At 46.7% G+C, this 14,511-nt stretch carries 12 protein-coding genes; 5 read left to right on the top strand and 7 right to left on the bottom strand.

Annotation, left to right across the window (positions count from 1 at the left end; translation table 11 throughout):
• Positions 1 to 47: 47 nt before the first annotated feature.
• From EKG38_RS16940 to EKG38_RS16955, 4 genes are all read right to left on the bottom strand, one after another.
• Positions 48 to 494, bottom strand: a complete 447-nt coding sequence (locus EKG38_RS16940) for a hypothetical protein (RefSeq protein ID WP_126521405.1) — start codon at positions 492 to 494, stop codon at positions 48 to 50.
• A 246-nt stretch (positions 495 to 740) separates the two neighbouring features.
• Positions 741 to 1,778, bottom strand: a complete 1,038-nt coding sequence (locus tag EKG38_RS16945) for an NAD(P)H-quinone oxidoreductase (protein ID WP_126521406.1) — start codon at positions 1,776 to 1,778, stop codon at positions 741 to 743.
• A 451-nt stretch (positions 1,779 to 2,229) separates the two neighbouring features.
• The gene (locus EKG38_RS16950) at positions 2,230 to 2,907 is read right to left on the bottom strand and encodes a single-stranded DNA-binding protein (protein ID WP_126521407.1); all 678 of its coding nucleotides are present in this window, start codon (positions 2,905 to 2,907) and stop codon (positions 2,230 to 2,232) included.
• A 130-nt stretch (positions 2,908 to 3,037) separates the two neighbouring features.
• A complete protein-coding gene (locus EKG38_RS16955) occupies positions 3,038 to 4,405 on the bottom strand; it encodes an MFS transporter (protein WP_126521408.1) in 1,368 nt (455 codons plus the stop codon).
• Between the two features lie 540 nt (positions 4,406 to 4,945).
• Between EKG38_RS16955 and uvrA the strand changes: the two genes are divergently transcribed.
• From uvrA to EKG38_RS16975, 4 genes are all read left to right on the top strand, one after another.
• Complete coding sequence (uvrA, locus tag EKG38_RS16960) at positions 4,946 to 7,783, top strand: excinuclease ABC subunit UvrA (protein WP_126521409.1); 2,838 nt, start codon at positions 4,946 to 4,948, stop codon at positions 7,781 to 7,783.
• Positions 7,784 to 7,907: 124 nt separating this feature from the next.
• The gene (locus EKG38_RS16965) at positions 7,908 to 8,972 is read left to right on the top strand and encodes a M28 family peptidase (protein ID WP_126521410.1); all 1,065 of its coding nucleotides are present in this window, start codon (positions 7,908 to 7,910) and stop codon (positions 8,970 to 8,972) included.
• A 228-nt stretch (positions 8,973 to 9,200) separates the two neighbouring features.
• Complete coding sequence (locus tag EKG38_RS16970; protein ID WP_126521411.1) at positions 9,201 to 11,042, top strand: DEAD/DEAH box helicase; 1,842 nt, start codon at positions 9,201 to 9,203, stop codon at positions 11,040 to 11,042.
• A gap of 305 nt (positions 11,043 to 11,347) precedes the next feature.
• A complete protein-coding gene (locus tag EKG38_RS16975) occupies positions 11,348 to 12,304 on the top strand; it encodes a hypothetical protein (RefSeq protein WP_126521412.1) in 957 nt (318 codons plus the stop codon).
• 50 nt (positions 12,305 to 12,354) lie between these two features.
• Here EKG38_RS16975 and EKG38_RS16980 read toward each other — a convergent pair whose 3' ends face one another.
• Positions 12,355 to 12,897, bottom strand: coding sequence for a VOC family protein (locus tag EKG38_RS16980; RefSeq protein ID WP_126521413.1), 543 nt, complete (start codon positions 12,895 to 12,897; stop codon positions 12,355 to 12,357).
• Positions 12,898 to 13,090: 193 nt separating this feature from the next.
• Here EKG38_RS16980 and EKG38_RS16985 point away from each other — a divergent pair, with 193 nt between their 5' ends.
• Complete coding sequence (locus EKG38_RS16985; RefSeq protein WP_126521414.1) at positions 13,091 to 13,606, top strand: MarR family winged helix-turn-helix transcriptional regulator; 516 nt, start codon at positions 13,091 to 13,093, stop codon at positions 13,604 to 13,606.
• Here EKG38_RS16985 and EKG38_RS16990 read toward each other — a convergent pair.
• Together EKG38_RS16990 and EKG38_RS16995 are read right to left on the bottom strand one after the other, a co-directional pair.
• The gene (locus EKG38_RS16990) at positions 13,577 to 13,993 is read right to left on the bottom strand and encodes a hypothetical protein (RefSeq protein ID WP_246033202.1); all 417 of its coding nucleotides are present in this window, start codon (positions 13,991 to 13,993) and stop codon (positions 13,577 to 13,579) included. The genes EKG38_RS16985 and EKG38_RS16990 overlap by 30 nt on opposite strands.
• 163 nt (positions 13,994 to 14,156) lie before the next feature.
• Positions 14,157 to 14,372 (bottom strand): FAD-dependent oxidoreductase, encoded by a 216-nt coding sequence (locus EKG38_RS16995; protein WP_126521416.1) that lies wholly within the window; start codon positions 14,370 to 14,372, stop codon positions 14,157 to 14,159.
• Between the last annotated feature and the right edge of the window lie 139 nt (positions 14,373 to 14,511).

Below are 14,511 nucleotides of genomic sequence, written 5' to 3' on the forward strand. Positions count from 1 at the left end.
CGGCACCTGAATGATAGGGCCCGGGCTTTGATCTATACCGATTAGTATTATTCTTCCAGCCCACCTGACCAGCCGTCGGTAAACTCACGGTCCAGGCTTTCAGACCCCTCCAGATCGACCTCACTGTTGATATCTTTATCATCATTGCCCTCATCGGGTTTGGGTCTGGGAGTCGGCTTCTTAATCAGGGGGATATGTTTAGTTGTATTTGCCTCAACCCAACCTTCATGTTTTTGCATAAATTCGGAGCGAGTAGCACTCCAGGCGCTTCCGTAAGCCTCTTCGGCAGCTTTCACGGCCTTCTTGTCCAGATCATGAAGATTGTTTTTGACGATCTCCTCAGCATACTCAATTATCGAATCTCTCTCGGCATTATAGAGATAGATGCGCCCAGCCGAAGCTTCCGGAAATTGTTTATCATGGATAACGATAGCATTACCACTAGATGCTCTTAATTCGCCATACCAGACTGCTGTCTTTACTGTGTTATACATATATGCCAATACCCTTAAATCAACACATACAGGAGAAATACTTAAGTTAGAGATGCAAGCCAGTCCCTAATCTCACTCACCTATGCCATTACAATATCGGGAAGCATCATCTCAATGTTCCCCACCGTATCGAGCAAACCATCTCATTTTAGTCGCTGAGAATTGCTTCAATAAATGAATTTCTAAACTCATATCGAATTTAGTATAAAGAATCAGTTAATCAAGTTTTTATTTTTAATAATCATGTCAGGTAAGGGCCAATACAATTTTGCCTCTATGGGCTCCCGACTCCATTAACTCATGAGCACAAACACACTCATCCAGAGGAAATTCAGCATAAATATTAGGGATTAAGTTGGAAATCAACTTATTAGAGCCACCTTTTATCGACTCCTGAAGCATTGGCCACACATATTCCAAGAGTTCTTCAGCAATATCGGCTTTAGCCGTTACACTCTGAGGGCGCAGGGTTGAACCCGCCCAACTAATTCTCTTAGCCATGATACGGAAGATATCAACTTGCGCCTTAGCGCCGCGCTGCATGGCGACAGAAACCATTCGTCCATCCATGGCTAACACTTTAAGGTTCAGGTTGATAAAATCGCCGCCAGCAACATCAAATACGACCTCCACACCTTGGTTTTGGGTATATTCCATGACAGGCTCGACGAAATCCTCATCCTGGTAGTTGATAGCTAAGTCGGCTCCCAGATTTCGACAATAAGCACACTTCTCATCACTCCCCGAGGTCACTATCACGCGAGCACCAAATGCCTTAGCCAAGACGATGGCCGCACTGCCTATACCGCCCGAAGCCCCATTAATAAGTACGGTTTCACCAGCTTTCAAGCCTGCACGCATAAACAGGTTTCCCCAGACCGTAAAAAAGGTTTCTGGAATGGCGGCTGCCTGTTGAAATGACCAACCACAAGGCACCGGCAGACAGTGACGGGCATAGGCTACCGCATACTCGCCGTAACCACCTCCGGGCACTAAGGCGCACACCATATCGCCAGGCTCCCACTGCTCCACTCCCTTCGCGACGACACAGATCTCCCCTGCGACCTCTAGTCCAAGTATGGGGCTTGCCTCTTGTGGAGGCGGGTAGATCCCGCGGCGCTGCGCGACATCCGGGCCATTGACACCGGCGGCGTGCACCTTAATCAGTACTTGGCCGGGTGCTAATATCGGCATTGGCGAGCGCGTCATATACATGAGATCGGCCGTTCCAGGTTTATCGAAGGTCACATGGCCGTATTCGCTTGGTAATGAAAGCTTAGGCATAAACTGGGCAGTCCCTGATGTAAAACATTCCCAATTGATACACTTGAAATGTCTTCAAATCAATTATTTAAACAATACAAAACCTTCAGCCCCTATCTCGCCAACAGTCTTAGCTGACTAGAAAAAAGCCGATACAAGCACTCTCAACCCCATCGTCATTAATCAATATTAAATACCGAAAAACAATACCGCGTAGATTTGCGAACCAAGTTCGCACGAATTGTGAACAATGGGCGCGGGGGAGGGAGGGCGACAAACATAAGGCACTTGGTGACTACCACACCTAACGCATTAGTTTTAATACTTAAATTATAACGTGGTTAGCACTAGTCTACTTGTTAGTTACGAAAGGGGCGTGACGACTTTTGAGTTTCATATCCTGAGGGTATAAAAAAGCCCGGCAATGCCGGGCTTTAAATAGATCTCTTACCTTAAGCGTAAACGCTCCGGGCTAGAACGGGATATCATCATCCCAACCGTCATCCAGATCTGGAGTGAAATTTTGCGCTGGCTGTTGAGGCTGAGGCGCTGGGCGCTGCTGAGGTGCAGCTTGCTGAGGCTTTGGCGCATAAGCTGGCTGCTGAGCAGGTGCAGCTTGCTGCTGAGGCGCTTGCTGTTGTGCTTGCTGCGGCTTAGGTGCATAACCTTGCTGTGGAGCCTGCTGAGGTGCTTGCTGCGGCTTAGGTGCATAACCTTGCTGCGGAGCCTGCTGCTGAGGTGCATTGTACTGGTTCTGCTGTTGCTGACCCTGCTGTTGGCCATAGCCACCTTGTTGTCCGCCACCTTGACCACGGCTATCCAGCATCTGCATTTCGTTAGCATTGATCTCTGTCTTGTAGCGATCTTGGCCAGTAGACTGATCCTGCCACTTGCTGGTTTGCAATTTACCTTCGATATATACCTTAGAACCTTTCTTAAGGTACTCGCCTGCGATTTCCGCTAAACGACGATACATAACGATGTTATGCCACTCTGTACGCTCTTGTGGCTGACCTTGTTGGTCTTTCCAAGACTCACTCGTCGCCACTGTAAAGTTGGCTACGGCATTGCCATTTGGCATGTAACGAACTTCAGGGTCTTTCCCTAAGTTACCGACCAAAATTACCTTATTGACACCACGACTGGCCATTGAAATCTCCTGAGATATTCTTACAAATTACAAAAATTTTACGTCTGGTCCGGGCTTAATACCATCAGGATTAAGCGCATAACGGATCTCTTCCCACGAAAAAATCGGTCTATTTTCACACCAACACGAATTAACTGACAGAGCCTAACACAGCTCGAGCTTCTCTCAAATCGAAATGCTCATCAACTTTTAAATATGCGACTTTCTCCTCGAGCACAACGATTGCCTCGGCAACCCCTGCAAGCTGAGATAACTCGGTCGCCATCGCTTTAGCTTGATCCCGACCTTCCACTGTAGCTTCAAGGGTATAGCTCTTCAGCAATACCGGATTTTCCATACCTAAGGTCAATACTAACCAGATGGCCATTAAGAATAACGCGACCGCGAACACACCAGCGGCTCCGACTAACTGATATGCACCACCGCCTAATAAACCACCACAGAAGGCACCCAGGAACTGACTGGTAGAATAGACTCCCATCGCCGAGCCTTTATCTCCTACGGGACAAAACTTAGCGATCAAGCTGGGCAGTGAGGCTTCTAAATAGTTAAATCCGGTAAAAAACAGGACTACCGCAACACTCAATACCATGAGGTTATTGGCAAATAGTGCCATCGCGCCCAACGCCATCATCATAAGGAGTAGAGCAACCTGGAAAGTCGCCTTAGTATTTTTCTTCTTCACACCTATGATGATCAACGGCACCATCAGGAAGAAAGCGCCCATAAATGCCGGGAAATAAAGCATCCAATGCTTCTCTTTCACCAAGCCGGCATCGACAAGATCCAATGGCAGTGCCACAAAAACTGCGGTCAGTACTAAATGCAAAATAAAGATCCCCGCATCGAGCCTGAACAGCTGAGGATCCGTCACCATCGCCTTTAATTTAGCCGGTGTAGCGAGAGTATCGCCCTTAGGGGCCTGAGAGATTGGAGTAGGCACTAACAATTGCACAATGAGCATACCCAATACAGCTAAACCCGCCGTCATCGCAAACAGACCCGACAACCCGAGATACTGAGCGACGATAGGGCCGACTAACAAAGAGAGTGCGAAGGAGAATCCGATACACATACCGATAATTGCCATCACTTTAGTGCGCTGCTCATCACGAGTCAGATCGGCAGCCAAGGCCAGTACCGCGGCGGCAATGGCGCCCATTCCCTGAATTGCACGACCCGCGACCACACCATAGATAGTATCGGCATTGGCTGCGACCAGGCTACCGAATGCAAACAGTAGCAGGCCCGCAAGAATGATCGGCTTTCGCCCGAACTTATCAGATAAGATCCCCATAGGGATCTGTAATACAGCCTGAGTGAGACCATATGCACCAATCGCAATACCCACCCACAAAGGTGAGAAGCCTTCTAAGTGCTGCCCGTAAAGTGCAAAGACAGGCATGATCATAAACAAGCCCATCATGCGTAAACCAAATACACTGGCTAGAGAAAACGCGACTTTTTTCTCGGTCTTTGAGAGTCCGTTATTGGACATATTCCGCCCTGATCTGAATACATAAATAAGCCGCGAAGTTTATACCAATTCCTATAAATATGTAACCAGTTCAGAGGCTCTCAGGCTTTTTAATTCAAGACGCATTGATGCGAAAATGGTTATTCCCTTTTGAGTCAATGCAACGCTGAAGTAGAATGCCTGCGAGTCTCCCTTAGGGCGGGTTTCAAAGCACCGCAGGCTTCGTTAGACACTTTCGATATAGAATAACTATTAGCTTCAAGTGCCTGTCTTGCCTACAGAACTTTGAACTCCCGCTGAATGGCTAGCTACTTATAGGAATTGGTATTTATCACAAATTATTTCAATAGCCCAAAAGGAAAATAATAAAAGAGGCATTCTATAGGCAGGTAAAAGGGGGGGGGGTCTGGTTAGCCGAACAGGCCGCTTCTCTTATAAACTCTGCTTCACAGCTCTGAACAGGCTCAAATGAATACATAATTACGGAAGCTGATAAGTGAGACCTGAGTCAATTTTTATGCGATAATCGATCTCTTTTTTATTCGGCATACAGAGAGAAAGATGGACAAGATTGAAGTACGTGGCGCCCGCACCCACAATCTAAAAAACATCAACCTGACAATTCCCAGAGACAAGTTAATCGTAATTACCGGCCTATCGGGATCGGGAAAATCGTCTCTGGCATTCGATACTCTCTATGCCGAAGGCCAGAGACGTTACGTCGAATCACTATCGGCTTATGCGCGCCAATTTTTAAGCTTAATGGAGAAGCCCGATGTCGACCATATCGAAGGCTTAAGTCCGGCCATATCGATCGAGCAAAAATCGACGTCTCATAACCCACGTTCGACAGTGGGAACCATCACAGAGATCTACGATTATCTGCGTTTGCTCTTTGCACGCGTAGGTGAGCCACGCTGTCCTACTCATGGCCAACCATTGGCGGCGCAAACCATCAGCCAGATGGTCGATAAAGTCATTGAGTTACCCGAAGGCAGTCGCCAGATGCTGCTGGCTCCTGTGGTCAATAACCGTAAAGGCGAACATGTAAAACTGCTGGACAGTCTCTCTGCCCAAGGATTTATTCGCGCCCGCATCGATGGAGAGGTCTGCGATCTCACCGATCCGCCAGAGCTTGAACTCCATGTAAAGCACACCATCGAGGTGGTCGTCGATCGATTTAAGGTTCGTGAAGAGATCAAGCAAAGGCTCGCCGAGTCGTTCGAGACTGCCCTCGAACTTTCCGGCGGTATTGTCACCGTCGCGAATATGGATAGTGACAAGCCAGCCCAGAGCGAAGAGCTCTTGTTCTCCGCCAATTTTGCCTGTCCTCACTGTGGTTACTCGATGGCTGAACTCGAGCCGAGAATATTTTCCTTCAATAATCCGGCCGGAGCCTGTGGCACCTGTGACGGATTAGGCGTACAGCAGTTTTTTGATTCTGAACGTGTGATCATGAACTCTGAACTTTCATTGGCTGGTGGTGCGATTCGAGGCTGGGATAGACGCAACTTTTATTACTTCCAGATGCTCACCTCCCTGGCCGAACATTATAAATTCGATATTGAAAAGCCATTTCAAGAGCTCAGTGCAGAAGTTACAAAGTTGGTGCTCTATGGTTCAGGTACCGAGAGTATTGCCTTTAAATATATTAATGACCGTGGGGATGTGGTTGTCCGTAACCATCCTTTCGAAGGCATTCTCAATAACATGGACAGACGTTACCGTGAAACTGAGTCTAATGCGGTCCGTGAAGAGTTGGCTAAGTTTATTAACACCCAGTCTTGTCAGAGCTGCGGCGGTTCACGTCTGCGTGAAGAGGCGAGAAATGTCTTTATCAATGATCTGAACCTTCCCATGTTGACCCAATGGTCAATTGGTGAAGCGATGGACTATTTCTCAAACCTAGAGCTCACAGGCCAAAGGGCACAGATCGCCGATAAGATCCTTAAAGAGGTTCGCGACAGATTAGGCTTCCTCGTTAACGTCGGCCTGAACTACCTTAGCCTGTCACGTTCGGCCGATACTCTTTCAGGCGGTGAGGCACAACGTATCAGACTCGCAAGCCAGATTGGTGCGGGGCTGGTCGGTGTGATGTATGTGCTCGATGAACCCTCGATTGGCCTTCATCAACGTGACAATGAACGCCTGCTACAAACTCTCATCCATCTCAGGGATCTGGGAAATACCGTCATAGTCGTCGAACACGATGAAGACGCCATAAAAATGGCCGATCATGTTATTGATATCGGTCCGGGTGCAGGCGTCCACGGTGGTGAAGTTATCAGTGATGGTACGTTAGAAGATATTCTCAACTGTGAAGAGTCTATTACCGGCCAATATCTCTCAGGCAAGAAACAGATCCACATCACCGAAGAGCGTGTGGCCTACAATGGCGATAAGCTTATCGAGCTGTTTGGAGCTAGCGGTAATAACCTCAAAGATGTCGATCTCACGATCCCTGTGGGTTTGTTCACTTGTGTCACGGGCGTATCGGGCTCCGGAAAGTCGACACTGATTAACGATACTTTTTACAAGATTGCTCACCGACAACTCAACGGCGCAACCGTCGATGAGCCCGCGCCATACAAAAGTATCGAAGGGATGGATCATTGCGATAAGGTGGTCGATATTGACCAGAGTCCCATTGGCCGAACCCCTAGATCGAACCCTGCGACCTATACAGGTATCTTCACACCGATAAGGGAGCTGTTTGCGGCGACTCAGGAATCTCGGACCCGTGGCTACAAGCCAGGTCGTTTCTCTTTCAATGTGAAAGGCGGACGCTGTGAAGCCTGTCAGGGTGATGGACTCATTAAAGTTGAGATGCACTTCCTGCCTGATGTCTATGTACCCTGTGACAGCTGTAAGAGTAAGCGGTATAACCGCGAAACCTTAGAGGTTAAATACAAGGGTAAGAGTATCCACGAGGTGCTGGATATGACCGTCGAAGAAGCACGTCCCTTCTTCGATGCCGTTCCAGCCATCGCTCGTAAACTGCAGACCCTGATCGAAGTCGGCCTCTCTTATATTAGCCTTGGACAGAGTGCGACCACCTTATCCGGCGGTGAGGCTCAGCGAGTCAAATTGGCTAAGGAGCTTTCCAAGCGTGATACCGGCCAGACCCTCTATATTCTCGATGAACCGACGACAGGGTTGCACTTCGCCGATATTCAGCTGTTATTAGACGTTCTACATAGACTCAAAGCACATGGCAACACTATCGTGGTCATCGAGCATAACTTAGATGTCATCAAGACAGCCGACTGGATCATCGATTTAGGTCCTGAAGGAGGCTCGGGAGGCGGAACCATTCTGGTAACAGGTACGCCAGAGCAGGTAGCGGAACATGAAGCGTCTCACACGGCCCGATTCCTTAAACCCCTGTTAGAAAAGTAGAGAGATTTGCTCAGTTTTAATTAAACCGGACTCCGGCATGCTCTGCCGGAGTCATTCTCACCTATCATTCCCTCACATCTACTGCTAGCTTGTCTGTATGGCCTTTTAATGAGTTGAGGTGATTGTGTCAAAGAGATGTCCGGCTGCCGTCCAAGAGCATGGCTTAAACAAGGTAGGGATAATTGCACACATCCTATCGGTCATCACTCTTATCACCTTAATTTCCGGCTGCACTACCGACACGTCTCCCTCATGCAGGGCAAGAGTGACATCCGACTGGGCCAACACCACTGATCTGAAAAGTGATATTAACCAACTCACCTCTCCGGCACTTCAAGGACGTAAAACCGGGACTCGGGGCGCCAAACTGAGTCGAGAGTTTATCTCCCAGCGATTTGCACAGATAGGGCTCACTCCTTGGTTACCCTCGTCCGAATCTGATGATGTTGTCGATTATGCAATCCCCTTTACCTACGACTACCAATTCAGTCAACGTCAGGGGATCAACTTAGTCGGGGTTCTGAAATCTCCCACACCAAGCAGTCGATGGCGGATCGTCATTGCCCATTATGATCATTTAGGAAAAAAAGCAGGCAAAGTCCATCCGGGAGCCGATGATAATGCGTCTGGAGTGGCCGCGATGCTGCAAATCGCAGCTCAAAGCGCCGCCACTCAAGATAATACAGAAAGAGCAAACTTGATGTTTGTGGCGACAGATGCCGAGGAACAGGGACTCTTCGGAGGTTATGCACTGGTTGAACGCTTGAATAATCCAGCTTCGATTCCCACTAGTGAACAGATAGAGTTGGCAATAAATTTGGATATGATCGGCAGGCCGGGTAGACCCTATGCTATTTACCTTGAAGGTAAGAGAGGCTTTAAAAATTTCAACCAGATCCGACAACGGATCACCGCAGAAAACAGCTTATGTATCAAGGCTAACCACCCCGGAGCACTTGGGCGGGAGCTAAAGCGTGTCGATTGGCTCAGGGCGTCGGATCATTACCCTTTACATAAAGCCGGGATCCCCTGGCTTTACTTTGGAGTGCCCCCACATAGGGACTACCACGCCCCCACAGACACGACAGAAAAAATAGATCTTAAATTTCTGGCCGCTGTGACTGAATCAGCCTATCAACTGCTGATAATTAACAGTTTACTACTACAAAACACGCCACAATCTCAATAAACAATTATTTTTTTAGCGAGCTAACACGCTAATAACAAAGTTGTTTTTAATGATTTCAGCTGGTTACCGGCGAAAACCACCGATGTTAATTGGTAATACCAATTGCACCCTGCTATAATAACTGGCTTACTGATAAATTTTCGGTGCGGGAAGTCGACACGGGGTTGATTTTCTGTCTATAAACCCAAGTACATTTATTGTGCTTGCTATTCCACAAGGCTACAACCCATGTCATCCAGTGAAAAAACTTTCCGCGAACTCGGTCTTGCCGAGCCTTTGTTGCGTGCTCTTGACGAGCTCGGCTACGAAAAACCAACTCCTATTCAGGCTGCGAGTATCGATCCTCTCATGGCCGGAAAAGATATTTTAGGTCAGGCGCAAACCGGTACAGGTAAAACTGGTGCTTTCGCACTGCCTCTACTAAACAGCATCGACCCAAATACTCATGCTCCACAAATTTTGGTACTTGCACCAACACGTGAACTTGCAGTGCAGGTCGCAGAAGCTTTTGGTAGCTACGCAAAATTTATGAAGGGTCTACACGTTCTGCCGATTTACGGCGGACAGAGTATGCATCAGCAGTTAAATGCTTTGCGTCGTGGACCACAAATCATTGTAGGTACTCCAGGCCGTGTTATGGATCATATGCGCCGTGGCACTCTTAAGTTAGAGTCACTGAAAGCGATGGTACTTGACGAAGCCGATGAGATGCTAAAAATGGGCTTCATCGATGATATCGAATGGATCCTTGAGCATACACCTAAGCAACGTCAACTTGCGCTATTCTCGGCAACTATGCCTGAGCAGATTAAGCGTGTAGCTAACAAGTATCTGTCTGAGCCTGTACACGTTAAGATTGCTGCGACAACTGCCACTGTTGAAACTATTGAGCAGCGTTTTGTACAAGTTTCACAACACAACAAACTTGAAGCACTCGTCCGTGTTTTAGAAGTTGAGAAGACCGAAGGTATTATCATCTTCGTTCGTACTCGTAACAGTTGTGTTGAGCTAGCCGAGAAGTTAGAAGCTCGCGGTTACGCTTCATCACCACTACACGGTGATATGAACCAACAAGCACGTGAACGTGCCGTTGACCAACTTAAGCGTGGCACGCTAGATATCATCATTGCAACTGATGTCGCGGCACGTGGTCTCGATGTTGAGCGTATCGGGCACGTAGTAAACTACGATATCCCATATGATACCGAAGCTTACGTTCACCGTATCGGCCGTACAGGTCGTGCTGGTCGTACTGGTATGGCAATTCTTTTCGTTACACACAGAGAGATGCGTATGCTACGCACTATCGAACGTGCGACTAAGAGCCGTATCTCACCAATGGATGTCCCTAGCCCAGAGACTGTGACCGAGCGTCGTCTTTCTCGCCTAGGTGAGCAAGTTTCTGAGATTATCGCCAAAGACTCTTTAGATTTCATGAAGGGCGCCGTTGCTCAACTTTGTCAGCAACTAGAAGTCGATACAGACATTCTTGCCGCAGCACTACTGCAGCAAGTACAAAAAGACCGTCCACTGCAGTTACCATCGATTCATGAACGTCAACGTGATAGCCGTGATGACCGTAACTCTCGTGATCGTAACGAACGCGGCTCGCGTGAACGTAGTGAGCGCGGTGATCGTCCACGTCGTGAGTCTCGTCCAACACCAGCAAACCTCGGTGCAGCGGATTCATTGAAGGATAATCCAGACGTTAAGATGTGCCGTTACATCATCGATGTAGGTCGTGAGCATGGCGTTGGCGTAGGTAACATCGTAGGTGCCGTTGCTAACGAAGCAAACATCGACAGCCGTTACATCGGTCAGATCCAATTGTTTGATCAAGTTACTGCTATCGACTTGCCTGACGGAATGCCAAAAGACGTACTAGAGCACCTTAAGAAAGTACGTGTTTGTGGTAAACCTCTTAATATCCGTGATGCCGCAGGTGCTGATATTCCTACAGGTGGCGATAGCCGTCCAGCACGTCGTCCACGCAAGCCTTCTGGCGACCGTCGCCCATCGGGTGACAGAAAGCCACACCGTAAAGGTAACCCATCGAAAGATGGTGAGTAATCAATTATCGGTACACTTTTAACGAAGTGACAGAGTAAAAAAAAGGAGCCTGAGGCTCCTTTTTTTATACCTTTAAAACAGGAATTGCTCATTCTTCCACTACCTCGCATATACATCTGTATACGCAATCGAAACTGTTATCACACATATAGTAGACCGATTAAAAACAGCTTGAACATTAACGTAGCACACTGATAACCCGTACAATTTGTTACAAGGTCCAGCTCACACTCCTCCCACCCTAAACGCGATATTGCTTAGCAAGATTAATAAAATCCCCCCTTACATCTCTCAGACTGCAAACTATGCTGAAATTTAATCAAGACATTCGTCAGCGTATCGGCGATATGATGATGCAGTACCTCATTATTGACACCTCGAAACCTGTCGTTGTTACCTTTGCACCGGGTTGTGAGGCCATAGATGAGAAAAGCATGGATGAAAACAAGCCACTTTGGGGTTTCGACTTTCTCAGTAAAAAGAAAATTAATACCATCTCATTTGTTCATATAGGCGAGAACAACTATTACCAGTCCCGTGAATTCGAAGACTTCCTCGAAGAGCTGGGAGATGAGTTAGGTGTATTTCCAGAGAGAATAGGATATGGGGTAAGCCGTGGAGGGTTTGCCACCTCTCTTTATGCTAACAGTTTAAAATTGGACAGGGCTTTACTCTTGATGCCCTTAAGCACTTATGACAAGCGAGTCACCCCTTGGGATCCAAAGGTACAAAAAGCCAGTCAAAATTCGTCCCTTTCTACGTTAAATAAAGATGCCGCAATTTGTAGTATTCCTTTAACGATCATTTATGATCCACTATTCAAAGCAGATCGCCTGCATGTAGAGCGTTATTCTAATGTCATCAACAGGTTAAAGTTACCCGGTGTGGGTCATAGAATCCCCAGAGCACTGCAGGATATGGGGCTACTGAAAAAAGTGGTACTCGACTTTATCGATAATAGACTCGATACAGAGGCTTTCCCCGAACTCATTCGGGAACGACGAAAGCTATCTTATTACTATCGAAGTCTGTTAAGTGACCCGACACAGAAATTAACCTTTAAGCGGAAGTTGATTCTTTATTATCACAAGCTGAGTTTGCAACTGGCAAACATTGAAGATGAGCCTGGAAGAATACTCTGCCGACTTAGACAGAGCTTATTCAAACGAAAATATCTCGTTGAAAAATGTCACAATCAACTACAACACGTCATCACAGAGAGGCCATTAGCGCTCAGTACCGCGATGGTGTTTTGTTTATGAGTAATCTATTTATAAGTGCTGCTATTGGCAGCGCCACTTTCAATCATGCGTTACTTACCATTGAACTGCTCTTCATGTAACCAGGCTGCATGTTTAGGCGCTTTCTTAGTTCTTGACCACTCCTCCAACATGGCTGGTCCCACCTTCTTCAACTCTGCAAATTGCCCCGGCGTGCCGGTAACACAGGTAAGCTCTAATCTATGACCGCTGGGATCGAAGAAGTAGATCGATTCTATGATGCCGTGTTTCGTAATACCCAGCACATCTACGCCCTTCGTCTCCAACTCGGCTTTAGCCTCTACCAGGGCATCTCGATCTTTTACCCTGAACGCAATGTGTTGCACCCACTCGGGTGTGTTTCTGTCGCGATCCATCTTCGGAGAGTTGGGAAGTTCGAAAAAGGCTAGAATATTGCCATTGCCCGCATCCAGAAACAGGTGCATATAAGGATCGGGCTCTTGTGTTGAGGGCACTTTATCTTCGGCAATGGCAACCAGAAACTCCATATTGAGTTTATCTTTATAGAACTCGACCGTCTCTTTAGCATCGTTACAGCGATAAGCCACATGATGTATCTGCTCAATATTAATCATACCGAATCTAATCCCCAACAAATATAGTAACAAGTGTTACCAACTGTACTCCTGTTCGCCATGTAGGTCAATATATCCTCAACGTATGTCAAATCGAGAATCTTCAACAAGATATAAACCATTGAATGAAGTCGCATCTAATGTCTGTTTGGGTATAATCGAGAGCTTAACTCATTATAGGATGACCCTTTTTATGGCTGTAGACAGCATAGAGCCTCGTCAGAGCCTCGAAGTCAGTTTGGATATGGATCTCTTCTTTCCCTATCAGCTAACACAACTGCAATCGAGTGTGAGCGATAATATTGCTGAGATCTACACGGGTCACTTCGATCTAACACGACATGAATGGCGAATACTCGCCGTGCTTGGCACGGGTCAGGCACTCTCGGCTAAACATATAGGTCAACTGATCAACTTGGAAAAAATGCAAACCAGTCGCGCCCTTGCCAAAATGATAAACAAAGCGTTAATCGTAAAAGTCGAAGACAGGAGTGATAAACGCTCATCTTTATTAAAATTAACAGTCCAAGGACTCAGAGTGCATCGGGAGTTAGCCCCGATGGTTTTAGCAAGAGAGCAGGCACTGTTATCCGTTCTCAGTGAAGATGAGCATGACCAACTCAAGCAGATCATGGATAAGCTGTTTGCCCAATCTAAGGCGATACAAGCACAAGCAAAATCATTGTTTACTTCCTACAAAGAAGACTAAAGCATAGATGCAGAATAATAAGATGACAGACACGAAACAACGCCTTCTGGACTCTTGACCATAGGCATTAAGTAAACTTGGAAACAGCAGGAAATTGAACGGATTAAATAAGTTTTTATAACAAAATATCTGAACCCCCTCTCTTCGGCCTCTCTTTACCATAAGATAGAAGTAGTAGCAGAATCGTCCAACAAGAAAGGGAAGGCTAACAAACATGACCACAGAGAGAGCCATCTCGATTCCGGACAGGTGAACATCTAATTGAAAAAGGCGGTTAACGCTTCCGGTTAGGACAACAACAAAACCAACCGTGACTAATGTCGAAAACAGCAAAAAGAGTAAGCTGGAACTTATCAACTTATACAAATCGATACTGATATTACGCATGCAAAACCTCAAACTAGTCGTAAATAAGCCATCAATATCTTGTCCGTAAGAAATTTCAGTTTTATCCTGATACTCCTAAATTTAGTACATTATGATGTTTCTAATTTGAAAAAATCGTAAATCTAAATATCTATAAGATACGCAAAGCTAGCCAGACTGACGCTCAGTCGATGGTGAGCTTATCCGCCACATACCGGGCAATAGCAAGGCTGGCCGTGAGTCCCGAAGACTCTATACCATATAGATTTACGAGTCCGCTAAAACCATGCTCGACTTCTCCCTGGATCTGAAAATCCCTAAAACTATCTCCAGGCCCCTGTAACTTAGGACGAATACCTGAATAGCTTGGCTGTAATTTATTGAGATCGACACCAATCAACTAAACCACTGAATATAAAGACATACTGAACTCAATTCCTGTTGAAAATTATCACCCGTTTTTGTATTCTCATGCTAACGTCATTTTAAAACGACCAATTGATTCTTATTTTTTGCAGCTTCACTAAACCTGTTCTACG

This window comes from Shewanella canadensis, from assembly GCF_003966225.1.
Classification (GTDB): domain Bacteria; phylum Pseudomonadota; class Gammaproteobacteria; order Enterobacterales; family Shewanellaceae; genus Shewanella; species Shewanella canadensis.

Coding starts and splice junctions, on each gene's coding strand:
- EKG38_RS16940 (WP_126521405.1), bottom strand. CDS start 494: ATGTATAACACAGTAAAGACAGCAGTCTGGTATGGCGAATTAAGAGCA.
- EKG38_RS16945 (WP_126521406.1), bottom strand. CDS start 1,778: ATGCCTAAGCTTTCATTACCAAGCGAATACGGCCATGTGACCTTCGAT.
- EKG38_RS16950 (WP_126521407.1), bottom strand. CDS start 2,907: ATGGCCAGTCGTGGTGTCAATAAGGTAATTTTGGTCGGTAACTTAGGG.
- EKG38_RS16955 (WP_126521408.1), bottom strand. CDS start 4,405: ATGTCCAATAACGGACTCTCAAAGACCGAGAAAAAAGTCGCGTTTTCT.
- uvrA (WP_126521409.1), top strand. CDS start 4,946: ATGGACAAGATTGAAGTACGTGGCGCCCGCACCCACAATCTAAAAAAC.
- EKG38_RS16970 (WP_126521411.1), top strand. CDS start 9,201: ATGTCATCCAGTGAAAAAACTTTCCGCGAACTCGGTCTTGCCGAGCCT.
- EKG38_RS16975 (WP_126521412.1), top strand. CDS start 11,348: ATGCTGAAATTTAATCAAGACATTCGTCAGCGTATCGGCGATATGATG.
- EKG38_RS16980 (WP_126521413.1), bottom strand. CDS start 12,897: ATGATTAATATTGAGCAGATACATCATGTGGCTTATCGCTGTAACGAT.
- EKG38_RS16985 (WP_126521414.1), top strand. CDS start 13,091: ATGGCTGTAGACAGCATAGAGCCTCGTCAGAGCCTCGAAGTCAGTTTG.
- EKG38_RS16990 (WP_246033202.1), bottom strand. CDS start 13,993: ATGCGTAATATCAGTATCGATTTGTATAAGTTGATAAGTTCCAGCTTA.